At 62.5% G+C, this 23,467-nt stretch carries 25 protein-coding genes and 2 pseudogenes; 14 read left to right on the top strand and 13 right to left on the bottom strand.

All coding sequences use genetic code 11. From position 1 onward, the window contains the following. The first annotated feature begins 33 nt into the window (after positions 1-33). The 4 genes and pseudogenes from DCG74_RS01655 to DCG74_RS01640 all read left to right on the top strand — a co-directional run bounded on the left by DCG74_RS01655 (position 34) and on the right by DCG74_RS01640 (position 3,783). On the top strand, positions 34-192 hold the full coding sequence (locus tag DCG74_RS01655; protein ID WP_172788215.1) for a hypothetical protein: 159 nt from the start codon (positions 34-36) through the stop codon (positions 190-192). A 275-nt stretch (positions 193-467) separates the two neighbouring features. Then, positions 468-811, top strand: a pseudogene (locus DCG74_RS01650) (IS701 family transposase); the annotation flags it as partial. A gap of 1,327 nt (positions 812-2,138) precedes the next feature. Then, positions 2,139-2,915 (top strand): acetoacetate decarboxylase family protein, encoded by a 777-nt coding sequence (locus tag DCG74_RS01645; protein WP_172788214.1) that lies wholly within the window; start codon positions 2,139-2,141, stop codon positions 2,913-2,915. Between the two features lie 541 nt (positions 2,916-3,456). Beyond that, positions 3,457-3,783 (top strand): hypothetical protein, encoded by a 327-nt coding sequence (locus tag DCG74_RS01640; RefSeq protein WP_175421740.1) that lies wholly within the window; start codon positions 3,457-3,459, stop codon positions 3,781-3,783. A gap of 43 nt (positions 3,784-3,826) precedes the next feature. Here the strand turns inward: DCG74_RS01640 and DCG74_RS01635 are convergent, their stop codons facing one another. Together DCG74_RS01635 and DCG74_RS01630 are read right to left on the bottom strand one after the other, a co-directional pair. Beyond that, the gene (locus DCG74_RS01635; protein ID WP_246708957.1) at positions 3,827-4,531 is read right to left on the bottom strand and encodes a cytochrome P450; all 705 of its coding nucleotides are present in this window, start codon (positions 4,529-4,531) and stop codon (positions 3,827-3,829) included. Beyond that, positions 4,512-4,817 carry a cytochrome P450 gene (locus DCG74_RS01630; RefSeq protein WP_257187540.1) on the bottom strand — a complete coding sequence of 102 codons (306 nt, stop codon included), beginning with the start codon at positions 4,815-4,817 and terminating at the stop codon, positions 4,512-4,514. The genes DCG74_RS01635 and DCG74_RS01630 overlap by 20 nt, the downstream gene beginning before the upstream one ends. A gap of 681 nt (positions 4,818-5,498) precedes the next feature. On the opposite strand from DCG74_RS01630, the gene DCG74_RS01625 reads away from it, so the two are divergent. The 3 genes from DCG74_RS01625 to DCG74_RS01615 all read left to right on the top strand — a co-directional run bounded on the left by DCG74_RS01625 (position 5,499) and on the right by DCG74_RS01615 (position 7,948). Continuing rightward, positions 5,499-6,167 carry an AAA family ATPase gene (locus tag DCG74_RS01625; protein WP_172788212.1) on the top strand — a complete coding sequence of 223 codons (669 nt, stop codon included), beginning with the start codon at positions 5,499-5,501 and terminating at the stop codon, positions 6,165-6,167. After that, positions 6,130-7,167, top strand: coding sequence for a hypothetical protein (locus DCG74_RS01620; protein WP_172788211.1), 1,038 nt, complete (start codon positions 6,130-6,132; stop codon positions 7,165-7,167). Before DCG74_RS01625 ends, DCG74_RS01620 begins: the two co-directional genes overlap by 38 nt. A gap of 343 nt (positions 7,168-7,510) precedes the next feature. Beyond that, complete coding sequence (locus DCG74_RS01615) at positions 7,511-7,948, top strand: hypothetical protein (RefSeq protein WP_246708955.1); 438 nt, start codon at positions 7,511-7,513, stop codon at positions 7,946-7,948. A gap of 1,357 nt (positions 7,949-9,305) precedes the next feature. Here DCG74_RS01615 and DCG74_RS38950 read toward each other — a convergent pair. After that, positions 9,306-9,533, bottom strand: a pseudogene (locus DCG74_RS38950) (IS701 family transposase); the annotation flags it as partial. Between the two features lie 213 nt (positions 9,534-9,746). Between DCG74_RS38950 and DCG74_RS01605 the strand changes: the two are divergent. Genes DCG74_RS01605 through ychF form a run of 3 tightly spaced genes read left to right on the top strand, consistent with a single transcriptional unit; the run spans position 9,747 to position 12,233 of the window. Next, entirely contained in the window at positions 9,747-10,466 is a 720-nt protein-coding gene (locus DCG74_RS01605) for a 50S ribosomal protein L25/general stress protein Ctc (RefSeq protein ID WP_172788747.1), read from the top strand. Between the two features lie 58 nt (positions 10,467-10,524). After that, on the top strand, positions 10,525-11,130 hold the full coding sequence (pth, locus tag DCG74_RS01600; RefSeq protein WP_172788746.1) for an aminoacyl-tRNA hydrolase: 606 nt from the start codon (positions 10,525-10,527) through the stop codon (positions 11,128-11,130). A gap of 5 nt (positions 11,131-11,135) precedes the next feature. Next, complete coding sequence (ychF, locus tag DCG74_RS01595) at positions 11,136-12,233, top strand: redox-regulated ATPase YchF (protein WP_172788745.1); 1,098 nt, start codon at positions 11,136-11,138, stop codon at positions 12,231-12,233. 148 nt (positions 12,234-12,381) lie between these two features. Here the strand turns inward: ychF and DCG74_RS01590 are convergent, their stop codons facing one another. Further along, positions 12,382-12,678: a DUF4282 domain-containing protein gene (locus DCG74_RS01590; protein ID WP_018648333.1), complete on the bottom strand. Its 297-nt coding sequence runs from the start codon at positions 12,676-12,678 to the stop codon at positions 12,382-12,384. A 166-nt stretch (positions 12,679-12,844) separates the two neighbouring features. Here DCG74_RS01590 and DCG74_RS01585 point away from each other — a divergent pair, with 166 nt between their 5' ends. The 3 genes from DCG74_RS01585 (at position 12,845) to DCG74_RS01575 (ending at position 14,201) form a co-directional block, all read left to right on the top strand. Continuing rightward, complete coding sequence (locus DCG74_RS01585) at positions 12,845-13,297, top strand: MaoC family dehydratase (protein WP_172788744.1); 453 nt, start codon at positions 12,845-12,847, stop codon at positions 13,295-13,297. Further along, positions 13,297-13,776, top strand: coding sequence for a MaoC family dehydratase (locus DCG74_RS01580; RefSeq protein WP_172788743.1), 480 nt, complete (start codon positions 13,297-13,299; stop codon positions 13,774-13,776). Before DCG74_RS01585 ends, DCG74_RS01580 begins: the two co-directional genes overlap by 1 nt. A gap of 278 nt (positions 13,777-14,054) precedes the next feature. Next, entirely contained in the window at positions 14,055-14,201 is a 147-nt protein-coding gene (locus DCG74_RS01575) for a hypothetical protein (protein ID WP_027545961.1), read from the top strand. A gap of 38 nt (positions 14,202-14,239) precedes the next feature. On the opposite strand, the gene DCG74_RS01570 is transcribed toward DCG74_RS01575, so the two are convergent. From DCG74_RS01570 to DCG74_RS01550, 5 genes are all read right to left on the bottom strand, one after another. Then, positions 14,240-14,377 (bottom strand): hypothetical protein, encoded by a 138-nt coding sequence (locus DCG74_RS01570; protein ID WP_007614812.1) that lies wholly within the window; start codon positions 14,375-14,377, stop codon positions 14,240-14,242. A 356-nt stretch (positions 14,378-14,733) separates the two neighbouring features. Further along, positions 14,734-15,156, bottom strand: a complete 423-nt coding sequence (locus DCG74_RS01565; protein WP_172788742.1) for a hypothetical protein — start codon at positions 15,154-15,156, stop codon at positions 14,734-14,736. 247 nt (positions 15,157-15,403) lie between these two features. Next, entirely contained in the window at positions 15,404-16,312 is a 909-nt protein-coding gene (locus tag DCG74_RS01560) for a hypothetical protein (RefSeq protein ID WP_172788741.1), read from the bottom strand. A gap of 309 nt (positions 16,313-16,621) precedes the next feature. Beyond that, positions 16,622-17,062 (bottom strand): nuclear transport factor 2 family protein, encoded by a 441-nt coding sequence (locus DCG74_RS01555; protein WP_172788740.1) that lies wholly within the window; start codon positions 17,060-17,062, stop codon positions 16,622-16,624. A 198-nt stretch (positions 17,063-17,260) separates the two neighbouring features. Continuing rightward, positions 17,261-17,698: a nuclear transport factor 2 family protein gene (locus tag DCG74_RS01550; protein ID WP_172788739.1), complete on the bottom strand. Its 438-nt coding sequence runs from the start codon at positions 17,696-17,698 to the stop codon at positions 17,261-17,263. Between the two features lie 650 nt (positions 17,699-18,348). On the opposite strand from DCG74_RS01550, the gene DCG74_RS01545 reads away from it, so the two are divergent. Then, positions 18,349-18,735 (top strand): hypothetical protein, encoded by a 387-nt coding sequence (locus tag DCG74_RS01545; protein WP_172788738.1) that lies wholly within the window; start codon positions 18,349-18,351, stop codon positions 18,733-18,735. A gap of 105 nt (positions 18,736-18,840) precedes the next feature. Here the strand turns inward: DCG74_RS01545 and uvrB are convergent, their stop codons facing one another. The 4 genes from uvrB to DCG74_RS01525 form a co-directional block, all read right to left on the bottom strand. Beyond that, the gene (uvrB, locus tag DCG74_RS01540) at positions 18,841-21,801 is read right to left on the bottom strand and encodes an excinuclease ABC subunit UvrB (protein WP_172788737.1); all 2,961 of its coding nucleotides are present in this window, start codon (positions 21,799-21,801) and stop codon (positions 18,841-18,843) included. A gap of 92 nt (positions 21,802-21,893) precedes the next feature. Next, positions 21,894-22,121, bottom strand: a complete 228-nt coding sequence (locus DCG74_RS01535; protein ID WP_172788736.1) for a hypothetical protein — start codon at positions 22,119-22,121, stop codon at positions 21,894-21,896. 48 nt (positions 22,122-22,169) lie between these two features. Beyond that, on the bottom strand, positions 22,170-22,394 hold the full coding sequence (locus DCG74_RS01530; RefSeq protein ID WP_172788735.1) for a hypothetical protein: 225 nt from the start codon (positions 22,392-22,394) through the stop codon (positions 22,170-22,172). Positions 22,395-22,494: 100 nt separating this feature from the next. Continuing rightward, entirely contained in the window at positions 22,495-23,409 is a 915-nt protein-coding gene (locus DCG74_RS01525; protein WP_172788734.1) for a LysR substrate-binding domain-containing protein, read from the bottom strand. Positions 23,410-23,467: the final 58 nt, after the last annotated feature.

Below are 23,467 nucleotides of genomic sequence, written 5' to 3'. Positions count from 1 at the left end.
TCGCCATCGCGCCACAGTAAGCGGCAGGCTGACGTGAAAGACGCGCCCCCTGACGGGACGTTCTCGCCCGATGCGGCCGCCATACGCTTCGACGATAGTATGCGCAATCGAGAGGCCTATGCCCATGCATTGCGCCTCATCGTGAAAAACGGCTTGACGATCCTGGCCACTTTCCCCGCAAGAATGCCGTGACCTGCGTTGGTACTAGAGACAAGGACGAGGTTGCCCTGAGCGAGACTGGTTCGCCGAGCTGGACCATGTCGCCACGCGAGTGTCTGCGGGCCGGCTCCGTGACCAGTTCGACATCGTTGAGCAGGGGGCCTGCACGGAAAGGAATCGGGTCGCGCTCGCGCCGTTAGGAGCGGGGGAACGCTTGAATCCTAAAGTAGCTCCAGCAGAGCGGCAAGGCTCACACGGTCAAACGGTCGCGTGACCGCGGGAGAGATGCCCGTTTCGCCCGCACACGAGAATACTATCTCGCCAATCTTCCGGCGGCGACGGATCTGCGCACGCTGGCCGCAACTATCAAGGGCACGGTGGATTTGTGAGCAGGCGCATCAGCAGAAGGAGGCGCTTGGACTTGATCACTTTGAAGGGCGATCATGGTAGGGGACTTCATCGCCACGCCCCTGAAGACAATGATCGCCTACGCCTCCTGCAACTCGTCGCCTCGCACACGCGGGGCGGAAACAACAGAATCACCCGGCCTCCGCCTCAACCAACCATGCCCACCGCACGTCACGCCATCATCGATCTCTCCCTTTCGGCCACCCTCTTAGCAGTGTCCATATTGCCGAAAGTAAACCCTTGAAAAACAGTGGCGAAAACAGTTTCTGCCAACGTAGCGCTAGACCGAGTTGATGAACGACGGCATCTAGCTCGCCGCGCGCCGCGCAACAGTGCCCCTTCGGCGACGCGCTGACGCTTTGACGTTCGCAAAGAACAGGGTCGCAGCGGAAGCGGCCCGCGAACCCCAGGATCTCTATGATCCGCCGCGCGTCTCGGATGCCGGCGCACTGCTGTCGCTGATGCTTAGCTTTCTGGATTTCCACTTCTGTAGTATCGCGACTCATACTCTCGTTTTGATGAGACGGTCCCTCAGCTGATAGTCAGAAGATGTTTTCAGGGGCCTGACACGTGCGGGACGCCGATCGTCAGACCGCCCATCGACAACGAATTTTCAGAGCCGGCAAGGTAAGAGGACTCGTGCGCTGACAGGACCAAGAAATGCTTGTGACACTTCCGGCGCGGTTCCTCGGTCACTGGCGGGCAAGGTCTTCCCGCATCACGCATGAGACTCATGCTGACGATCCTGAGGTCGCGGACATGCGCTCGCCGCTCAGGCACGACTAATCGTCGGCTGGGTTGCCTCCAATAATGTCGTATCCCAATGGGCAGATGGTTAGCGAGCTCTTTGTGAGCGGTAGCGCGAGGAGCTGGAATATAACGATGCATGTTCTCCGAATGTGCGAACTGGAGTATCCATTCTGTGCAAGCGCCGCGCCAGACACTGACAAGAACGCAAACTCACCAGAATTTATACGGTTCTGGAGCTCTACCGACGTGCCTCGCGGGACGTCGGTATCCGCGAGGATGTATTTCGGCCATGCACCGAGATAGCTGTCGCGGCCGATCTAGTTTAGTCAAGCTAGCCACGAATTCGACCGCTTTGCGAACCTCCTCATCGTTGCCTCCGCGTTTAGTCATGTCGGACTTTTAACATTCTGTGCCATCAAACAAACAAGCGCGGAAGGCAACAAGACAAGAAGCGAAGTTGTCGGTGGGCTCTCGTACTCCAGTTCGTCATCTGCAGCCGAGCAATCCGTCTAGCCCCCCATAACGAGACGATGGCATTGACGTTGCATAACCATAAATTGCGAGTCGCATTGACTCAATGTCATCCCCAGTACGCTTCTCCGGAATGTATGCACAACGTCAAGCCCATTCAGCAATACAAAACTAAGGTGCAAGGCGGCCTCGTAAGGACAATTCCGATCTTCACTATAAGCCGACGGACGCGTAAGCCGCATACGAGGGCGCACATTACACTCTCTTCATCATGCTTCCACAACCAGAAAGTCTTGACATGAGTCAGTTGGCTCTCCGATTGTAAACCCTCAAGAGCGAGGAGGGATGCCATGCCCGACGTTAAAGGTATTCCGTTTGATGCGCCCCTCTACCATGGGAGCAAAGACCTTGGCAGCACATTCCTCCGCTGCCGAGCCTTAAACCATATATTCAGCGTGGGGAACGAGGTTCGCCATCTATTGCCGAAGGGGTTAGTACCGTCTGCAAACCCAGCAATCGCCATTGTTGGCGTCGCGAGCTATCCCTCAAGCACAGTGGGGTCATACTTGGAGTGCTATTCAGGAATTCAAGTTCGTGATTCGGGCGGTGAGATTGGCTTTTACATTCCTTACATTTACGTGACAACAAACGATGCCGCGCTCGCCTCGGGACGAGAGGTTCTTGGTGCTCCAAAAAAGCTGGCGCACATTACTCTGATTAGAGAGGGCGGTCTATTTCAGGGAACGCTCGAGCGTCCGGCCGGCAAGCGCCTACTGACCCTCACCGCGCAACCAGACCAGCGCAAGAGTTCGGACTCCCAGCAGACGCACTCTGCGCGAACGTATTTCTATTCGGTTCGACATCTTCCGCCCATCAATGAGAGCGGAAAAGGAGCAGTAACGCAACTCATCAAGTGGTGCACCGCCAGAACGTTGCGACGCGACGAGTTTGGTGAGGAAGTTCACTTTACCGGACCCACCTCCCTAACCTACGACTCCCCCTCAATAGTGGACCCCGTGCACAATTTGTCAGTTGGACAAGCCGTGCTCGGCTCATACGAGGAGTATGACGCCAGGCTCAAGGTGATTGACATCCTATCGGAAGACACAAATCCAGGTAAACAGTGAGCGATGGGCTTGTGGTCTCGTTCAATTCTGAGGTATGCTCAGATAAGCTGCTACCAGCTTTGCTGGATACTGAGATTGGGTGTTCAAGAAGACGGAATTGAGCGACCAAGAGACGGAAGTTCAGTCAGGAGTTCGTTTAGGGCGCGCCTGAACCGGCATATTGATCGTCTTGGCCGCTTCAATAGGGAAAGACCGGGAGCGAGCGACTCTTGAGGCTCCACTGCAGACATCGTGGCGGCCGAGACATCGCGCGACCGTGGACCGAGCAGCATCTGCTTGTCGAGACAGAACAGAGGCCCCGACAGTACCGGACCAAATGCTGCTGCCGTGAGAGGTCCCCCGTGAGAGGTCCCCGAAGCAAGCTCCTGTATCAATGTTGACGCGATTGGCTTGAACGTCCGGGGTACGCGTTGCTTGTCGGCGTATAGCCGTGCACCACGAGTGCACCGTGCCACAGCCTTGAGGATAGGAACGGTTCACGTATCCACAACATATCACCCTTGGATTGAGCCTCCAAGTCAACGCCTGGTCTTACTTCGGCATGAACAAACAACCTGTGCTCGTCGCGAAATTGAAGTGGCAGCGCCCTCATCCACGCGAGGTGCTCCGCCGGAAGATCGGAGGGGCCATCTATGCCGTAAGCATCCAGCGTTTCTTCGCCGCCGTTCGCCCACCGGCGAGGCGGCGATCTCCCCGCGACGTCGACCTCATGCTGATGGACGGGTCGACCCTCGGCCGTCTTGCCGACGACGCGACGTTTCCGTCCGAGGAGGACCTCGAGGAGACATTCGCCAAGCGCTTCGAGCAGACCGAAGGCTTCGCCTGGTCGCCTGCGCGCCCAGAACATCGCGCCAGCGATCTAGGTTAGTGGGGCACTGGGCGACTATGCTCGTTGTTGGGAAGTCTGCCCTTCAGGCGGCTGTGTCGTAGGTGATCGGATAACGCTCTGGAAACGGCCCTCCTGCGTAGTCAATCTCCGCGGCGGGACGCACCCCGCGGATTTGCAGGATCCGGCGAACGATTTCCGGAACCTGGATGCGGCTGATCTCGTCGCCGAGGCAGGTGTGCATCCCGTAGCCCAAATGCATATAGACCGACTGCTGCCGGTCGATGGCGAAGCTGGACGGCGCCGGCAATTTCAAGCCGTCCCGCATCGCCGACCGGGTCGAGATCAGCAGCGTGCTGCCGGCCTTCATTGTTGCCGCGCGCAACGAGCCCTTGGCTATCCGGTAATCGGTCCGGGACTGGCGCACCACGAACGGATTGATTGAGTTGAAGCGCAGCGCTTCCCAGCAATAGCGATACATCAGATGATCGTCGTTGCTGTAGGCGGCGTCGATCGGCTCCTTCAGGATCTTCGGACGTTTGAACAACTGCTCGTGGAGCTGTACGATTGCCGCCGAAGTCGTCTCGATTCCGCCGACCAGCGTGCCCATCATGTTGGTAATAATGCGTTCGTCAGCGAAGCCGATCGAATCGTCAAAATGACTTTTCAGCAAACGGCTGAACACGTCGTCGAGCGGCGCGCCGGTGTTCAGCTGCTCGCGCCGTTGTGCTAGCAGCTGTGTCAGGTAGGCGCGCATCTCCTGCCCAGCGTCAGTGTTGTCCTGGTGCAACTGGCGCGCGACCAGCGGAACACGACGCCAGATCTGGGCCGGGAAAGCCGAAATATTCTCCGGTCAGCTGAATGGGCACCAGGCGCGACAACGTGCTGACCACGTCGATCTGGTTCTGGGTATTAGAGCTGCTTTCGACGGACGCGTTGGCGAGGCTGCGCACTTTCTGGCGAATTGCCGGCAGATCCTCCATGCGCATGAAGGCGCGCATGAAACCCTTGTCGCGCTGGTAAATTTCGGTGCAGTCGCGGCCGAGCATGAAGGGGCCGACGAAAGGGTCCATCATCGGCGCATAGGTTGCGTTGAAGATGTCAGCGCTTCCTGCACGTCGGGGAAGCGGGTGATGAACACCGGCCCGCGACGCCGAACGCCAAGTTGGGCCTGACGCGCTGGATTAGTGCGAACAACGCATCCGGATGTTTGGCGATCATCCATTTCAGGAACTTCGCCGCCAGCCAGGCGGCTCGAGAGCTTCGATTGTCGCACCAAGCTGGGGGCTGGTCAGGACCGCGATCAAAGCAGTGACCGCGATGATCACCAGAAGAGCAAGAAAGCTTCGGCACCAAAGGCGCCGAATTGCGCTGGCAACTGTCGACATGGCTTCCCCGGTGTCAGCGACAGGCTTCAGGAGAGAGCCTTGTAAACAGCAGTACTACAACTACATGATCTTGTAGGCTTACTCCGGCTGTTGAGCCGCGATTACTATCCTCTGCGTCTTTGAAGTGGGCGAACTTGGTCGCAGAATAAGGATATCTCGACAGCGTCGGAGGCCGATCGATTTTATGAGGTACGAGCGGACGTTGCACCATCTCGCGGTATACCGTTGGTGGTGGGCTTGATTTGGCTGTGAGTTCCACGCTCGCTCTTGATGCGATTCACGATGGGGAATGGTAGGTCACCGATCCGTAGGCTAAGTGTTTTCGACGACTCGTGCGTTTCATGTCGTTGTTGTCTGGAGGCGCAGGCAATGTATGTCCTTGCTCTGGTCACCCAAAAAGGCGGAAGCGGCAAGAGCACGCTGGCGGTCGGAATTGCAGTCGCAGCGGCGGGGAACGGGGAGCGCGTCGCAATTGTCGACGCGGATCTACAAGGCACGATTTCAAAATGGGTAGAGCGGCGCGGCCATCCTCATCCGCGGGTCGTTCGGGTCGCCGATCCCGCCGAAATAGAAGGGGCGCTCGTCAGCCTTGAAGCTGAGGGGATCTGGCTTACGGTCATCGATACCGCCGCCACAAACAATGCACTGGCCATGCGCGCCATCGCGAAGACCGATCTTTGCCTGATCCCGGTGCGTCCGAGTCCAGCCGACATCGAAGCTGCGATACCGACGGTGAGTGCTATTCTTAGGCTCAACCGCCGATTTGCTTTCGTCCTCAATCAGACGCCACCGCGGGGCTGTCGCCTGAGCGAAGCTGCAACGTCGCTCAATTCGCTCGGGGTGCTTGCGCTTCCCTATGTCGGACAGCGCAATGACCACCAGGACGCACTTGGGGCAGGATTAGGCGTGACCGAGTTTGCACAACAGGGAAGAGCCTCGGAGGAAGTTCGTGAGCTGTGGCGCTGGGTCTTAAAAAAGCTTGTCGAGGGGTCGTCAGATCATGAGCCATATGCAAGAAACGAAAAAGCGGCGCGCTAGGCAGACGCGATGCGTGCGGCGCTCGCTGGTGGATCTTACCGCGGCGGCGAGCCGAGCCGTTGACGATGGCCTGTTTGTATTGTCCGGCGAGATTGCTGCTTCCAATCCGCGATCGGAGCACACAGGCGCGAATACGTCTGATCAAACGATCCTAGCAAAGCAAGCGACGGCTCCGAGCCCCTTTGCGGAGCTTGAATCTCGGAATGCGGCGGCGCCACTTAAGGACGAACTCATAGAATCCGACAGTACCGCGGAGATGATGGTAAAGGCTGTCGAGGACTCTCAAGAAAGAGCTTCTGAAAACCTCAAAGCCAGCCTGAACGTTGCGTTGGACCACGCAAAGAATCTTGTGGAGACACGGGTGGGAGGCGACGCGGCGTCGAAAGACGTCGGCGATTCCTGCGTTGAAAGCGATTTTTTGCCCGTTCTCAAAGATGCCGCAACGGAGTTCCGCGCGGATGCGGTCGAATTGATTGTACAGGAGGAACCAAACGACGACGCAAAGCAGCCCCAACCGCGATACATGCGGCGGCTCACTGACGAGGCGGTCAGATTACTGGACGATCTTCGGAGCGGAAAGCTGGAGAATGAGGCGAACTTCATCCTGAGCGAATGCTTCAGAGAAGCCGCCAGCGCGTTCTCTATCATCAATCAGCAGCTCAAGCGCGACGGCTATGCCGCGAGCATTGATCCATCAATTTTCATCTGGCTTGCCAATATCACCGAACCGCAGACGCGTGACGCTGGGACCATGCGACTTGAGATCGTACCCAACCACCAAGGTCGTCCGAGCACATACGCACGCCAGGTCGCTCAATTCATCTGGCACCTTGTGGAGGGGCAGGGCTGCCGGCGACAGGCCGCATATCGGGGCGCGCTCACGAAGTTCACCGTAACCGAGAGTTTCGTCGAGGACGCCTATGCCTTTTGGGAGCCGATCTTCAAACGGGCGGGACCGCACGTGAGAATGCTGACCCGCATTTCAGATCCAGAAGTGTAAAGCTAAGCAGCGCGGGCATGCGTCCGATTTGAGTGAGGCCGAGGCCCGCCCGGCAACTTCGTCCGCGTTTTGGAGGAAGAGGAGGCTGACGTCGGGGCCGCTCCTGCATGGCTTAAGATGGTCCTGCTAAGGGTGCCGGTGCGAAGCCGGCTGATCTGCCCGTGCAGACGCCGACCAAGTACGAGCTGAGGGCCAATTTTGAGTGGGCGCGGGGGTCCGACGCCGATCGGCGGCCCAGGGAGACCAGCGCCTTGTGAGCGTGGACCCATGACACCGCGCCAGCTAAGTATTGCTGGCAGGGCAGTGGCTGCGCGGCTGTCGGTATTGACACAATGTCAGCAACTTGACGCCGCACGCCGCGACGAAGTGCCTGCAGAGCCCGCGAATTCCCTACGGCACGCGACTTGCTCTCTTTGCGGCGGCGGCGGCTAACGGCCGCACCTCCCTCAGCAATCCTACGGTTCGTCAATCCATGGCGATGTCGTCGATACCCCAGTGTTCCTCGCCGGTGGCCAGATCGGCTACAATTGGCGGAAGAACGGCTGAGTGGTGTGTCGAACTCGAGGCCAGCGGTGCCGTCTCCGACGGCACCAATACCTGCCTCGCGGCGTGCGGCTTTGTCGTGAGCGCAAAGTGCAAGGCAGGCCGCAACGTCTTTGCCACCGGGACCGGCCGCATCGGCTACGCGTTTGGCGCGCTGGGCCACACGCCGGCCTATCTCGAGGGAGGCGCGTCGCTTGGCAAAACAATCGAGGCGACGTCTTCAATAACCACAACTTGATTGGCCACAGGAGAAAACCCATGTTGACTATGGTCGCTTCAGTGCCCCCATGGGGCTGGGCGTCGAGCAAGCGCTTACGCCTGCATGGTCGGTGAAAGCTGAGCATAACTATCTGCATTCGGGGCACCGAGCGTCGCAACGCCTCCCACGGTGCAGAATCCAGCCGTTCGCAGTTCTTCCGGCGAACACAACCAGGCTGTCCAGCAACTATCACATCGGAAAGATCGGGTTGAACTACCATTTTGGCGCCGACCCGCGGATGGCGCAATGGTCCGATGCGCCGCTGTACGCGAAAGCACCCGCCGGCGCACCGATTGCTTACACGGCTGGTTGGTCGTTCGGAGGCGGATCACCGCTCTGGCTCAGCGGGTCGATTCCAATTGAACAATAGCGCAGTGCCGGATGGCAGCATCCGCCGAGCGATGCCCTTCCACCGGTGCTGTGCATTGAGCCATGTGACGCCTCTGTGTTGAACCAAGAAATTGATCGTCGAGACGACCTCGTCCGATGCCCGCGACTCGCTAGATGCGAATATATAACATGAAAAGCGTGTGATGATCGTCGTCAGAGGTGCCTGCGTTGTGGATGGCTGGGGAAACGCAGCGTGCCAAGAACTGCGCATTTACCCGGCCGCTCCTACGAGCTTCGAAGGTTAGGTGGAAGGTTTTGGTCGCTTGGGAATGTGAAGCCGCAAACGCGATTGCGGAGATACTTCAAGCTCCGACCTGATCGCGGCGATGTGAACGCGACGATTCGCTTACAAGCACCCTCTCACGTTGGAAAAACCTGGGAGGCTTCAAAAAAGCCCGTAAAATGGTGAGCGCACAAGGGATCGAACCTTGGACCTCTCCTGTGTGAAGGCCAGCCGTCATTCTTGAATTTAGCGGCAGGGTGAAATTCCCCGTTTTCCCCGGATCAATTGGCCGCGATGATGCCCCTCCGTATCTGCCACATCTTCTTGGGAGGGAGCTCTGGGCGAGGGGGTTCTGTGCAGTCGGGCGGCGCTGGCGGTTAGCCCGCGAGCCGCCGCGCGGTGCCTTCGGCAGCTGGAAAAGGAGCCTGCAACGGCAAGGCGAGCGGAAGGGAAGCGCGCTGCTCCGGAGCGGCCAGCTGAATAACCGCGAAAAGGCCGCCTTTGGGGTGAGCATCCGGTGAGGCTTTCAATTACCCATAACTTTGACCACTCGGCCTGGTTTGCTGATCGGCGAAATCTTGAGTCGAAAGAATCACTTGTGATTCCTTGCTGAGCACCTGATTCGCGAGGGGTGCTCTATGGGCTGACATTAAGGGCTCGATCGGCAAGAGGCCGGTTGCGATCCTTGGAGGGTGAATGTTGGAGTTGATCGAGAGACTAGCATTACAGTTGCCTTTTTTTCTTGAGATGCGCTTTGCGCGCGTTGGCCTGATGAGCCCTGCGCCAGGACGACCACGCGAGGATGTGAGCGTGCGGGATACGTCGCCAGGAGCGAGTTTCGTTGTGGTCAAGACCGAGCTCGTTCTTGGCGGTTTCGAAGCTGTCCTCGATGGCCCAGCGATGGCCTTCCACCGACACCAGCTTCTGGATGGACGTGCCTTTGGGGCACCACGCTTCGCGCGATCGACCCTCCCCCTCCAGGGGAGCGTAAGAAGCAAGGGTGCAACCCCCCGGGCTGCCAGCCCATTCTCCTTGTCATTTCCGCGTCTTCCGGGTAAAAGCCCGCCACGTCCGCGGCCCCCGCACCCCTGGAGGCTTGCTGTGGACCATGCCATGGGCCGCCTTGCGGCCCATTAACTTTTGCAAAAACAAGGACTTAACGACATGGCGACGACCGTCAAGGAATTGAAGGCGACCGCACGTCCGAAGAGCGGCAAGGGGGCCGCCCGGGCTGAGCGTCGCGCCGGGCGAGTGCCCGGAGTGATCTACGGCAACAACCAGCCCCCGCTGACGATATCGATCGAAGATCGTGAACTGCGCCAGCGCATCCTCGCCGGCCGGTTCCTGACCACGCTGGTCGACATCGACCTCGAGGGCAAGAAGCACCGCGTCATTCCGCGCGACTACCACCTCGATCCGGTCAAGGACTTCCCGATCCATGTCGACTTCATGCGGCTGGGCGAAGGCGCCACCATCCGCATCAGCGTTCCCCTGCACGTCGTGAAGGCGGAAGGCTCCCCGGGCGTGAAGCGCGGCGGCACCGTCAACATCGTCGCCCACGCGATCGAGCTCGAATGCGGCGTCGAGAGCATCCCGCAATACATCGAAGCCGATGTCGGCGCGCTCGAGATCGGTCACTCCCTGCATCTGGCCGACATCAAGCTGCCGGCCGGCGTGAAGGCGCTGACCCGCGAGGACGCGACCCTCGTCACCATCGTGCCGCCGTCCGGTTACGCCGAAGAGCAGAAGGCCGCTGCTGCGGCTGCCGCTGCTGGTGCTGCCCCGGGCGCTGCGGCCGCTCCGGCCGCTGGTGCCGCGGCTCCGGCCGCTGCTGCTCCTGCCGCTGCCGCCAAGGCTCCCGCCGGCGGCGACAAGAAGAAGTAATCTCTCGAAGCTGGCGCGCGGTCCTTGACCGCGCGCCGAGCGGGGGGCGCGCCGCGTCATGCGACTCTTTGTTGGGCTCGGCAATCCCGGCGCGAAATACGCACGTAACCGGCACAATATCGGCTTCATGGCCGTCGACGAGATCGCGCGGCGTCATGGCTTTGCGCCATGGCGCCGCCGCTTTCAGGGCGAGACCTCGGAAGGTGCGCTCGGCACTGAGCGCGTGATCCTGCTCAAGCCCACGACCTACATGAACGAGTCCGGCCGCAGCGTTCAGGAAGCGGCGAGCTTCTTCAAGATCGCGCCAGGGGACACCACCGTGTTCCACGACGAGCTCGAGCTGCCGCCGGGCAAGGTGCGGGTGAAGATCGGCGGCGGCATCGCCGGCCATAATGGCCTGCGCTCGATCTCGGCGCATATCGGCAACGATTATCGCCGCGTGCGGCTCGGCATCGGTCATCCCGGCGTCAAGGAGATGGTGCACGGCCATGTGCTGTCGGACTTCGTCAAGGCCGACAACGAATGGGTGGCGACGCTCTGCGACGCGGTCGCCGAGCACGCCGCACTGCTCGCCAAGGGCACGGACGCGACCTTTGCCAACAGGGTGCATCTTGCGATGCAGGCGAAGGGATTTTTGACCAAGGACGTGAACGGCAAGGAATAACGCTCGTGGGATTTAAATGCGGGATCGTCGGATTGCCCAATGTCGGCAAGTCGACCTTGTTCAATGCGCTGACCGAGACGGCCGCGGCGCAGGCCGCGAACTATCCGTTCTGCACCATCGAGCCGAATGTCGGCGAGGTCGCCGTGCCTGATCCCAGGCTCGACAAGCTCGCGGCGATCGCCAAGTCGGGCCAGATCATCCCGACCCGGCTGACCTTCGTCGACATCGCCGGCCTCGTGCGCGGCGCCTCCAAGGGCGAAGGGCTCGGCAACCAGTTCCTGGCCAATATCCGCGAGGTCGACGCCATCGCGCATGTGGTGCGCTGCTTCGAAGACTCCGACATCACCCATGTCGAAGGCAAGATCGCCCCGCTGGCCGACATCGAGACCATCGAGACCGAGCTGATGCTCGCCGATCTCGATAGCCTCGAAAAGCGCGTCGACAACCTCACCAAGAAGGCCAAGGGCAACGACAAGGACGCCAAGGAGCAGCTCGATCTCGTCAACCGCACCCTGGTGCTGCTGCGCGACGGCAAGCCCGCGCGCCTCGTCGAGCGCAAGGCGGAGGAGGAGCGGGCGTTCTCCATGCTCGGCCTGTTGTCGTCAAAGCCCGTGCTCTATGTCTGCAACGTCGAGGAAGGCTCGGCCGCCACCGGCAATGCCTTCTCCAAGGCGGTCGAGGAGCAGGCGGCGAAGGAGGGCGCGGTTGCCGTCGTCATCTCCGCTAAGATCGAATCCGAGATCGCGACCATCTCGCGTGACGAGCGCGCGGACTTCCTGGAGACCTTGGGCCTCGAAGAAGCCGGCCTCGATCGCCTGATCCGCGCCGGCTACTCGCTGCTTCATCTCATCACCTACTTCACCGTGGGTCCGAAGGAAGCGCGCGCCTGGACCATCCATCGCGGCACCAAGGCGCCCGGCGCGGCCGGCGTGATCCACACCGATTTCGAGAAGGGTTTTATCCGCGCCGAGACCATCGCGTACGAGGATTACGTCGCGCTCGGCGGCGAAGCCGGTGCCCGCGATGCCGGCAAGCTTCGCCTCGAAGGCAAGGACTACGTCGTCGCCGACGGCGACGTGATGCATTTCAGGTTTAATACGTAGGCACCATCATCGGTGCCGTAGGGTGGGTTAGACGAGCATATGCGCGAAGCGCATCTGCTCGGCGTAACCCACCACTGTCTCGGTCCGCAGAGACAGAAGAGGTGGGTTACGGCTTCGCCTAACCCACCCTACGGCACTTGCGCCGACCTCACCGCATCCCGCCGCCCTGGTCCCGGATCGCGCCGAGATGCTCGTTGATGCGGAAGACGATCAGGATCAGCTCGGCGACGATGCGCGAGAACACGATGCCGACCACGACGCTGGCGATCGATGACAGCAGCACCAGGAAGCCGCCGAACGGGCTGATCGCCATCGCAGCCAGCCCTGAGAAGATGCCGGAGAGGCCGAACAGACAGATCAGCGCGATCACCAGCCAGTAGAAGGTCTTGATGATCGTCGGCGTGATGAAGCGGTCCCATTGGAACAGGTCGCTGAATGAAAACATTGCTCTCCCCAAGGCAAATCGGGACTTCAAACGGGCTTCTGTCGTCGATCGATCCGACTCAAATCAACGGCGATCCCAAGTATGTAGCACGAGCCATGCGGGCTGGCGGGTTGAGATTGCCGCAAAGTGCGGCCACAATCTGTCATTCCCGCAAAGCTTTCCCGAGATGACCCTGACCTTCGAAGATTTCCCGCCCGGCCGGTTCGGAACGTTCGGCCCGCGCCATGTCACCCGCGACGAGATCCTGGCCTTTGCCGCCGAGTTCGATCCGCAGCCGATGCACCTTGACGAGGCGGCCGCGGCCAAAAGCATGCTCCGCGGCCTGTCCGGTTCGGGCTGGCATCTGTGCTCGCTGATGATGCGGATGATGGCCGACGGCTTCATCACCCGCGCCGCGTCACTGGGATCTCCCGGCGTCGACGAGGTGCGCTGGCTCTCGCCGCTGCGGCCCGGCGACGATCTCACGCTCGATGTCGACGTCCTGGAGGCGCGGGTCTCGAAGAGCCGTCCTGAGCTCGGCATCGTCAAGTTCAAATGCACCGCGCGCAATGCGGCGGGGCAGGCGCTCGCCGAGATGACCTCGCCGATCCTGATCAAGCGGCGCGAGGGAGCGGCCTGATGCGGTACTTCGAAGACATCGCGATCGGACAGCGCCGCGAGATCGGCGCGTACACGTTCACGGCGGAATCCATCAAGACATTCGCCGCCAAGTTCGATCCGCAGCGCTTTCACCTCGACGAGGAGGAGGGCAAGAATTCGCTGTTCGGCGGGCTCGCGGCCTCGGGTTGGCATGTCGGCTCGGCCTGCATGAGCCTGCTTGTCGCCGACGGCCAGCGTCTGGCGCGCGAGGCCGCCTCGCGCGGCGAAGAGGTTGCGGTATGGGGCCCGTCGCCGGGCTTTCGCGATCTGCGCTGGATCAGGCCGGTGCTCGCCGGCGACATAGTTTCTTACGTCAATGAAGTCATCGACAAGCGCACCTCCGCCTCGCGTCCCGGCTGGGGCATTTTGACGGCCCGCACCACCGGCACCAACCAGCGCGGCGAGGAGGTCTATTCCATCACCGCCTCCGCCTTCGTGCCGCTGCGCAAGGGCGCGTGATTTAGAATTGATCGAGCGGTCGCGGTTCCTTCACCTCTCCCCGCTTGCGGGGAGAGGTCGAATTCTCACCCCAACCCTCTCCCCGTAAGAACGGGGAGAGGGGGAGAGAAACCGAGCGAGTGTTGCTCGCGCGCTATGGACGCGATTCCGGGTGGCTGCCATAAGCCTGCGCAACATGGTGACCGCGAAGCTTTTGGCGGAACCAGTGAGTTGCTAACTAATTATGAACCTGTCGCTGTCTATTTGAAACGAATTGGCAGAGACAGGGGACGAGGACCATGGCTGACCGCGGCGCACTCAAATTTGTTGGATTCATCTTCGCGACTGCGACGCTGGCCGTGATGCTGGTCGCCGGCATGGTGGTGAAGGGCTATGCCGATGGCGCCTACACGCTGGAAGCCTCGACCGTCGAAGCGGCCCGGTAAGAATTCGTTAATGATCGCGGCCGGCATCCGGCCGCAGCTCAGCGGCTGTAGACGAACGCCAGGATGGCGATCGCAACCGCCAGCAACCCGACAAAGCGCAGCATGATCGTGCCGAACTGATTCGGCGCGGGCCGCAACGGGATCGGGTCCGTGGTGTCGGGCCGAATGCTTTCCATGACATGTCCCCCGAGCCCGGCCGCGACGGCACGGGCGCTTGGCGTTTGTCGCCGGGAAGGGGCGGTGGGTTCAAAAGGCAGGTTCGTGTCCCGGACGCGCTGCAGCGTGCAACGCTGCTGCGCAGCGCCGGACCCAGAAGGCCACTCTGTCTACCCTCCGCTGTCATGCCCCGCGAAGGCGGGGCATCCAGTACGCCGCGGCTGCTCGGCTCCAGCCTCGCTGTCTCGGAGTACTGGATCACCCGCCTTCGCGGGTGATGACACCTGCGTCGGAGAAACGGCAGCGTGACCCAACCCAAATCAAAACCGCCGCGTCCCTTCCGGAACGCGGCGGCCAATGATGCGGTGCTGACCGATCAGCTGTTGCGCAGGCCGTCGGCGGCGCGCTTCCACTGCGCGACGTTGTCGGCGATCATGCGGGTCGACTTCATCGCGGCTTGGCTGAGCTGGGCGTAGCCGGAGATCTCGCGCTGGACGCGCTGGCCTTCGGCGTGGAGCAGGTCGCGCAGGCTCTCGAGCTCGGAGATCAAATTCTCGATCTCGGCGAGCGAGGTGCCAGCGACGCGCTGGATCAGCGAGTTGACGTTGTTGACGGTGGCTTCCGCGCTCGGATCGAGCGGCGGGGCGTCGGTGGTGGTCGCGGCCGGACGGCGCAGATAGGCGATGTCGTTGCGGACGAAATCGCGGATGCCGGCTTCGACCTCGGTCACGGCGGCAAGGTTGGTGTCGACCGTCTCGGTCTCGGTGGCTTCGACCTTTTCAGGACGCATGGCGTTCATCGTTGTTCCCCTGTTCGCGTTGAGCGCAGCGCGAGTGTCCCCCGCACGACGACGTCTGTGAGGCAGGCCGCATCAGGGCGTCCGATTTTGACCGCAAATGGGCCGAGATGCGGCAAGGACGGACCATTCGGGGGTTTTGCCGTGGCGTATGGTTAGGGAAGTGTGAATCGGCGGCTGCGGCGAGGTTAGGGCGCAACTCGGCCGGTGCTTCACTCCCTCTCCCCGCAGGCGGGGAGCGGCGAAGGGCTCACCAGCTCTTCTTGAAGCCCGCGGTCACGCTCTTGTTCAGCGTGCCTTGCGAGGTTTCACCGACCGAGCCGGAAACGGTGACGTTGTCGAACAGCTTCTGCTCCGCGCCGACCTTGCGCAGCCATTTGTCCTCGGTGGTCGACAGCGTCTGGCCGGCAATGACGCTGGTGCCGGTGTCGGTCACGGTGACCTTGGCGCTCTGGTCGGTCTCGTAATTGCGCGTGACGTGGCCGCCGATGCCGGGGACCGCACTGCTGCCCTGCTGGTTGACGCTGTACCCGTTCTGCAGCGTCAGCGAGGTGTCGCCCGACAGCGGCACCGATTTGGTCAGTGACGCCCCGATCTTGCTGTGCTCGGCGCCGGGATCGACCCTGGCTTCCACCGCGGTCTTGTCCCAGATCGCGCCCGCGCCCGGCGCGGTTGCCGTCGCCCAGGCGCTGCCCGAGGATTGCGGCAGGTTGCCGCCGTTGCTGGCCTTCTGCGCCAGCAGCTCGGACATCGTCTTGGGCTCGCTCGCCACCGTCATGTCGGCGCCGATCCGCGTATCCCAGAACGAGAACACCGATTGCTTGACGGTCACCGCGGAGGAGCCGTTGGCATTGGGGTTCGACGACCAGTCGAGGCCTTCCCTGGCGGCGGCCTGGGCGCGCTTCTTGGCGGCCATCGGGTCGATGCCGGTCCCCGCATCGACCGCGAGCTGGCTCCAGTCGAGCTTGTCGACGTCGATGCCCTTCATGATGTCGGGATCATTGACCTCGGGAGCTTCGGCCGCCTCGGCCTGGTCGTCGGATGGCGGCGGAGAGAAGGGCGGAATGATCTGCGCCTGTAACGTCAGCGCCGAGCCCAAAATGAATGCGGCTGCCAGCAACGGCAGCCTGGTCCAGCCAAACCCTGTCGAGAATTCCATCGTCCTGCCCACGAACCCCAGCGCATGCTGTCCGCCGCACTATAGCGGCCGCAATGACCATGCGCCATTCCGGCGCTGAAGGTGCCGATTTATCGTTGCGGAATTGTGGCGGTTCGCAAGGGGACGCGAACCAACGGGCCGCGCGAAAGGCGCGCGCCCGATGACGAGCTCGTGATGCGACGGCATCCGGCGGGGCTGGAGGCCAGGACGTCGCGATCGCCTGTCATCGGTCCCGAACAGCGGGGCCCGTTGGCGTCCCCCCTAAAGCGCGATGATCTTCATCGTGCTTCAGGTTGTTGTTTCGCTACGTTAGCCGACGCTGGTCATCTTCGGCAGATGAATGGCGCGGCCGAGTGCCTGCTCGACCAGATCGAAGGTGTCGATCAGCACCCGCATGCTGATCAGCTTGCCGGCCTTGAACTGGGCGAACTGCGCCACGCGCAAGCTGATCGGCTTGTTGGAATCCAGGGCCGTCAGCGAATAGCGCAGCATCGAGGCGGCGGAATCGACGCCCAGCATGATGCTCTCGCGGTCGAAGCGGCGGACCTGGAAATTGTCGGCGAGCTGGCGGATGACGTCGAGCACGGCATTCTTGCCCTGGCGCGCGCCGAGAAACGGAAACATGTCGATCGGGCCGTAGAGCGCCCATTCGACGTCCTCGTCGATCAAGCTCTCGATATCCTCGAAATGCCGGTCGTTGATCGCGCGGTGCAACGCGCGCGAGAAACGCCAGAGGCTGTGCTCTGTCATTTGGGGCAGTCCTGAAGCTGGCTTTACGGAAAAACGGAAAACAACCCCACGCGCAGTCAGGCGCCGGGGCTCAACTCATTTGTATACGAATGAAATAGCAGATTTCGGCCAAAACGCAATTCACGTTTTTGCAATGCACACTTGATCGCTCTTTGTGAGATTTACAATAGGATCCCGTAATTGTCCGGGTCTCGACGCTCACCGCCCCGTGATCAGCGGCCCGATCTCCCGTTCCAGCACCTGCTGCACCAGGTCGTAGGAATCGATGATCTCGCGGATCTGCGCCACTAGCCCGCCGCGGAACGTGTAGAACACCGCGATGTCGAACTGCACGATGCGGTCGTTGCTGCGCTTCTTGAAAAATGCGTGCATGTAGGTCGCGACCGCCTCGCCCTCAGCGACGATGTGCGGCATCTTGTAGCGAATCTCCGAATAGCGCGACCAGACCGTCTGCCAGAGGTCGCGCAGCTCCTGCTTGCCATGGCGAGGCACCATGTGCGGCAGCACGTCGATCGGCGCGTGGGTGAGGAAATAGACGTCGTCGGTGCAACAGGCCAGCGCCGTCTCGATATCGCCGCGCGCGAAGGCATCGAGCAGATGCACGACGCGTTGGCGATTCAGCTGCTCCACCGTCATTCCTGCCCGTCCTCGTTTGGCCCCGTGACGTCGCGCAACGCTAACGCGCGGTGTCGCGCACCGGCAATCCGCGAAATCACAGGGATGTTGCAGACGTTTTGACGCATGAGCGCAATGCCCGGTTCATGGTGTGCAACTGTGAGTTGAGTTGTGGGATGGGCTGCACGAATTCGCGCCGAGTTCGGTTGCCTGGCGCGCAACGCGCATGGAGCCGTGCGCAACGTCATCACGACGCACACGTACGGAACCGCGAGGTCTCCGCCACGCCCGCGGGCTACTCCCTCGCCGCTCTGATCCGCCGAAGCCTTGGCGAATGCGGATGCTGCCGCGACGAGCTTCGCTCGCGCTGGAAGGGTTGGGGAGGCTTCGCGAGTCCGATGAGATCGGGAGCAGCGCTCCTTCAACACGTCATTGCGAGCGCAGCGAAGCAATCCAGAATCCCGTCCACGGATAGACTCTGGATTGCTTCGCTGCGCTCGCAATGACGACGTTGAGAGCAGCTGCGGGCTCAACCCGGACTTTGGCTTCCGGCCTGTCCCCCGCATGCCGGGAAGAGGCGAAGCCCCGTACCGCTCCCCGCGTGACCCATCTCACATCGCCCCACCGGCGCGGCGACTACCGTCATCGGCATGTCATCAGGGAGACGTGCCATGGCCGCCATCGCCACCGCCAGAAAGTCCCGCCTGCACAACGCGCTCGAAGGCCTCGCGCTGACCGCGACCCTGCAGAGCTTCCCGACCTTCGCCACCGCGGCCTTCCTGCTCAAGCTCGTGGGCAACCACGACCTCGTCGGCGACCCCGGCGTCGCCATCTTCGTCGCCTTCGCCTCGCTCGCCCACGCGATGCTGGCCGTGACCTTGGGTCCGAGCTTCCCGCACCTCTTCAAGACCGTCTACGAGCCGAAATTCTTCGAGGCCCATCTGTCGCTCTCCGACAAGATCACGGCCTGGCGCACCCAGCCCGTCGCCTCGTTGCAACTGGTGACGATCATGCTGCTGCTGTCGGTGATGGCCGTGGTGACGGCGAGCGTGGGGTGAGGGGGAATCTCTCCGCGTGTCATTCCGCAGAGCGGCGAGCTATGATGCGCGATTGCGCATCTGAGAATCCATAACCACGAACGTCGCCGATAAACCTGCGCCGCCCTACCTCTTCTTCCACCCCCCACGTCGTCCCGGCGCCCCACCCGTCGACTTCGGCGCGGGCCCGAATTCCGGTCCCGACTGCCTTGAATCCGTCGGCTGGATGATCCGGCTGGTGCTGCCGAACGGCTTTGAGGGCAGCGCGCGGCTCTCGCGGTAGGGCAGCGATTCCGGGCCGTGCATCTCGTCGAGATGCGGCTTGTGCACGCGGGAGCCCTTGCCGCCGCCGGCCTTGAGCGCGGTTGCGGCGCTCTTGTTCTTCATGGCGCTGACGGGCAGGTTGGCGGCGTCGCCATATTTCCTGGTGCCGGCATAAGCGCCGGCCTTGCCCGCGACCACGCGCTGTTTCGCGGTGGGGTCGTCGACCACGGCGAGCTCGGTCGCGCGCAGGCGCTTGACCTCGTCGCGCAGGCGCGCGGCTTCCTCGAAGTTCAGATCGGCGGCGGCCTCGCGCATCCGCGTTTCGAGATCGGCGAGCACGGCCTCGAAATTGTGGCCGATCGAGATGACGTCGTCGGTCATGTCGTGGCCGCCGACCTCGACCAGCACGTGGTCGCGCTCGTAGACCGAGTTGAGGATGTCGCCGATCTGCTTCTTCACGCTCTCCGGCGTGATGCCGTTGGCGTTGTTGTACTCGACCTGCTTCTCGCGGCGGCGGTTGGTCTCGGCGATGGCGCGCTCCATCGAGCCGGTCATCTGGTCGGCATAGAGGATCACCTTGCCGTCGACGTTGCGCGCGGCGCGGCCGATGGTCTGGATCAACGAGGTCTCGCTGCGCAAAAAGCCTTCCTTGTCGGCATCGAGGATCGCGACCAGCGCGCATTCGGGAATGTCGAGGCCTTCGCGCAAGAGGTTGATGCCGACCAGCGCATCGAACGCACCCAAGCGCAGATCGCGGATGATCTCGATGCGCTCGATCGTGTCGATGTCGCTGTGCATGTAGCGGACGCGGATGCCCTGCTCATGCAGATATTCGGTGAGGTCCTCCGCCATGCGTTTTGTGAGGACCGTGATCAGCGAGCGATAGCCCGCTTGCGCGGTGGCGCGCACTTCCCCGACGAGATCGTCCACTTGCGTGCGCGCCGGGCGGATGTCGACCGGCGGATCGATCAGTCCGGTCGGGCGAATGACCTGCTCGACGAACACGCCGCCGCTCTCGTTCAGCTCCCAGCTGCCCGGGGTCGCGGACACCGCGACGGTCTGCGGCCGCATCATGTCCCATTCCTCGAAGCGGAGCGGGCGGTTGTCCATGCAGGAAGGCAGGCGGAAGCCGTATTCCGCCAGCGTCGCCTTGCGGCGGAAGTCGCCGCGGAACATGGCGCCGATCTGCGGGATGGTGACGTGGCTTTCGTCAGCGAAGATCAGCGCGTTGTCGGGCACGTATTCGAACAGCGTCGGCGGCGGCTCGCCGGGGCGACGCCCGGTGAGATAGCGCGAATAGTTCTCGATGCCGGCGCAGCTGCCCGTCGCCTCCATCATCTCGAGGTCGAAGGTGGTGCGCTGCTCCAGCCGCTGCGCTTCCAGGAGACGCCCTTGGTTGTTGAGCTGGTCGAGCCGCTGCTTCAATTCGAACTTGATCGACTTGATCGCCTGCACCAGCGTCGGGCGCGGCGTCACGTAGTGCGAGTTGGCGTACATCTTGATGAATTCGAGCTCGTCCTGCTTGTGGCCGGTGAGCGGATCGAACTCCTCGATATTCTCGATGGTGTCGCCGAACAGGTTCACGCGCCAGGCGCGGTCTTCATAGTGCGCCGGGAAGATGTCGATGACGTCGCCGCGCACGCGAAACGTGCCGCGGGTGAAATCGGCCTGGGTGCGCTTGTACTGCAGCGCGACGAGGTCGGCGATCAGCTGGCGCTGGTCGATGCGCTCGCCCTTCTTCAGCGCGAAGGTCATCGCGGTGTAGGTCTCGACCGAGCCGATACCATAGATGCAGGACACCGAGGCGACGATGATGACGTCGTCGCGCTCGAGCAGCGCGCGCGTCGCCGAGTGGCGCATGCGGTCGATCTGCTCGTTGATCGACGAATCCTTTTCGATGTACGTGTCCGTGCGGGGCACATACGCTTCCGGCTGGTAGTAGTCGTAATAGCTGACGAAATACTCGACCGCGTTGTCGGGAAAAAAGTTCTTGAACTCGCCATAGAGCTGCGCGGCGAGCGTCTTGTTCGGCGCCAGGATCAGGGCCGGGCGCTGCGTCGCCTCGATCACCTTGGCCATGGTGTAGGTCTTGCCCGAGCCGGTGACCCCGAGCAGCACCTGCGAACGGTCGTTGCGGTCGATGCCCTCGACCAGTTCGGCGATCGCCGTCGGCTGGTCGCCCTTGGGCTCGTAGGACGACTTGATCTCGAAGCGCACGCCGCCTTCGGACTTTTCCGGCCGCGGCGGCCGGTGCGGCGTCCACACCTTCATGGAGCCGTCGTTCTTGCGGAACTCCGGCCGGCCCTCGCGGATCAGCGATTCCAGCGCATCCGCGGTGGCCTTGACGCCCAGTGCCTCCATCTTGGAACGCGGCGGACGCGCCAGCGCTTCGGCATCGTCCTCCTCGGTGGGCAGGCCGAGCTGTCGCGCCAGTTCCGGATCGAGCGTCGGAATCGTGGCCGCGGTTCCGTAATTGGCTTGCGGCGCCTCCTCCAGCCCAGCAAGCTCACTGGACTGACGAGCGCCCGGCGGCTGCGGATTGGGCCGCAGTGGCATCGGCCGCGCCGCATCTTGCGGAAATTCCTTCGGCGTCGAAGCCCGCGCGCGATGCGCGGCGGCTTCGCCCCCGGCGCGGCGGTCGCGCGAATTGTCCGGCGGCGGCTGCAGGCCTGTGCCTGATCCCAAGCCCGCATCGCCGCGATTGATCGCGGGATTGAGCAATTCGGCGAGCGCCGGCCCGATCGGCTGCACATCGGGGCGATGCGCCTTCGAGTTCGGAGCCTTGGTTTTGGGGGATTTGGGGGGAGCAGGTTTCTTCGCCATGAGGCGAATATGGGACGAGTCCGCCCCGCAATAAAGGGTGAAGGCCCGTGGCCATGCAGGCCGCTGACAGCAGGTTGGCAGCAGCCTTCCGTTCACGCCGCCGGCAGCGGCCCGTCGTCGTTCCCGGCGGCGACATTCGGCTCGAGGATGTCGAGATGAATGCCGCCGCAATCGGTGCAGCGCATGGTCCAGTACTCGCATCCGGCGCGGCCGCCGATCACGCGGAGCACTGTGAGATCGCCGTCGCATTCCGGGCAATTGGACAGCACTGAGCGGGCGTAGATTCGCGGCCGAGCTGCATCGGTTTCGATGATGGACATGACCGGTTTGCCCCCTTTTTTCGCCGCCCTGGTCCGCCTGCGGACCGCCTATTCGTCGTCGCTGTCGGCCCGCAGGCGGAAACGATCGATGTGGTGCTTGGCATCGGCAATCGCGGCATCGCGATCGGGCCAGGCGAAGCCGACTTCCATGGCCGGAAACAGCACGCCGTCGATGGCCACCGGGCTGAGATCGGCACGGCGGATCCGCGCGTGCCACAGCCCCTTGCCAGCTTCGAAGGATTCGATGTCAAAGCCGTCGTAGAGGGTCGTCATGAGTGTAGGTCCCACGTTTCTTTTCGGAGGGTCAGGGGACCACATTTGCGGATTTTGGGATGTGAAGCCGTTCACAAGCAGGCGGCTTTTTTGCCCGCCTTCAGTTCCGCGCTGCAGCGCGGCCGATCTTGCGCGGGCGGGCAGCGGGTTCCGATGCCGCCCGCATGATCCAGCGGCGGAACGCGGCAAAGTCGCGCTGCTCGGTCTGGAAGCTGCGATAGAGCAGGTACCAGCGCATGCCCTTGGGCACCGAGAGGTCGAATGGCGCCACCAGCCGGCCGGCCGCGAGATCGTCGTCGATATAGGGGCGGATGCCCATGGCGATGCCGAGCCCGTCGGCCGCGGCCTGCAGCGCCTGGCCGTAGAACTGGAACTCGGGCCCGCGCGCGTTGATCCTCGCCGTGCCCGCCGCCTTCAGCCAGATCGGCCAGTCCTCGGGTGAGTGCGCGACGCGGATCAGGCTCGGTCCCTTCAGGTCGGCCGGACGCTTCAATCCGCCGGCGAGGCGCGGCACGCAGACGGGGGTGAGGTCGCCCGCGAACAGCGGCTCGGCGACGAGGCCGGGCCAGTCGCCGGTGCCGAGCTTGATGCCGCAGCTCCAGTCCTCGCCGAACGGCACCGCGGCGCCGCCGGTGGTGAAGCGCACCTCGATGTCGGGCTCCTCGCTGCGAAACTCCGACAGGCGCGGGATCAGCCAGCGCATCGCAAAGGTGTGGCCGACGCCGATGGTGAGCACGCGCACGCTGGCGGGCGCCGTCACCTGTGCCGTGAGGCTCGCCAGCGCATCGAAGATCGGGGTCAGCCCGCCTTGATAGGCGCGGCCCGCCTGCGTCAGCACCAGGCGATTGGCCTTGCGCTCGAACAGGGCGACGCCGAGCCGTTCTTCGAGCAGGTGCACCATGCGGCTGACGGCGGCCGCCGATACGCTCAGCTCCAGCCCGGCCGCAGCAAAGCTGCCGGTCCGCGCCGCCGCCTCGAACGCCTTGATGCCGTTGAGAAACAGCAGCCGCCGCAAATGACCCACCCTCAGGAAAGCTGATGCCAGGGCAAGATAACTCAGTTTGCGCGAGAGC

The sequence above is a fragment of the Bradyrhizobium sp. WBAH42 genome, assembly GCF_024585265.1.
Lineage (GTDB): Bacteria > Pseudomonadota > Alphaproteobacteria > Rhizobiales > Xanthobacteraceae > Bradyrhizobium.
This window is presented reverse-complemented; position numbering and strand designations above follow the sequence as displayed.

Coding starts and splice junctions, on each gene's coding strand:
- DCG74_RS01580 (WP_172788743.1), top strand. CDS start 13,297: ATGCGGTACTTCGAAGACATCGCGATCGGACAGCGCCGCGAGATCGGC.
- DCG74_RS01605 (WP_172788747.1), top strand. CDS start 9,747: ATGGCGACGACCGTCAAGGAATTGAAGGCGACCGCACGTCCGAAGAGC.
- DCG74_RS01560 (WP_172788741.1), bottom strand. CDS start 16,312: ATGGAATTCTCGACAGGGTTTGGCTGGACCAGGCTGCCGTTGCTGGCA.
- DCG74_RS01575 (WP_027545961.1), top strand. CDS start 14,055: ATGGCTGACCGCGGCGCACTCAAATTTGTTGGATTCATCTTCGCGACT.
- DCG74_RS01565 (WP_172788742.1), bottom strand. CDS start 15,156: ATGAACGCCATGCGTCCTGAAAAGGTCGAAGCCACCGAGACCGAGACG.
- DCG74_RS01590 (WP_018648333.1), bottom strand. CDS start 12,678: ATGTTTTCATTCAGCGACCTGTTCCAATGGGACCGCTTCATCACGCCG.
- DCG74_RS01630 (WP_257187540.1), bottom strand. CDS start 4,817: ATGATGGACCCTTTCGTCGGCCCCTTCATGCTCGGCCGCGACTGCACC.
- DCG74_RS01535 (WP_172788736.1), bottom strand. CDS start 22,121: ATGTCCATCATCGAAACCGATGCAGCTCGGCCGCGAATCTACGCCCGC.
- DCG74_RS01620 (WP_172788211.1), top strand. CDS start 6,130: ATGAGCCATATGCAAGAAACGAAAAAGCGGCGCGCTAGGCAGACGCGA.
- DCG74_RS01530 (WP_172788735.1), bottom strand. CDS start 22,394: ATGACGACCCTCTACGACGGCTTTGACATCGAATCCTTCGAAGCTGGC.
- DCG74_RS01640 (WP_175421740.1), top strand. CDS start 3,457: ATGAACAAACAACCTGTGCTCGTCGCGAAATTGAAGTGGCAGCGCCCT.
- DCG74_RS01550 (WP_172788739.1), bottom strand. CDS start 17,698: ATGACGGTGGAGCAGCTGAATCGCCAACGCGTCGTGCATCTGCTCGAT.
- uvrB (WP_172788737.1), bottom strand. CDS start 21,801: ATGGCGAAGAAACCTGCTCCCCCCAAATCCCCCAAAACCAAGGCTCCG.
- pth (WP_172788746.1), top strand. CDS start 10,525: ATGCGACTCTTTGTTGGGCTCGGCAATCCCGGCGCGAAATACGCACGT.
- DCG74_RS01625 (WP_172788212.1), top strand. CDS start 5,499: ATGTATGTCCTTGCTCTGGTCACCCAAAAAGGCGGAAGCGGCAAGAGC.
- DCG74_RS01585 (WP_172788744.1), top strand. CDS start 12,845: ATGACCCTGACCTTCGAAGATTTCCCGCCCGGCCGGTTCGGAACGTTC.
- DCG74_RS01570 (WP_007614812.1), bottom strand. CDS start 14,377: ATGGAAAGCATTCGGCCCGACACCACGGACCCGATCCCGTTGCGGCCC.
- DCG74_RS01545 (WP_172788738.1), top strand. CDS start 18,349: ATGGCCGCCATCGCCACCGCCAGAAAGTCCCGCCTGCACAACGCGCTC.
- DCG74_RS01645 (WP_172788214.1), top strand. CDS start 2,139: ATGCCCGACGTTAAAGGTATTCCGTTTGATGCGCCCCTCTACCATGGG.
- DCG74_RS01555 (WP_172788740.1), bottom strand. CDS start 17,062: ATGACAGAGCACAGCCTCTGGCGTTTCTCGCGCGCGTTGCACCGCGCG.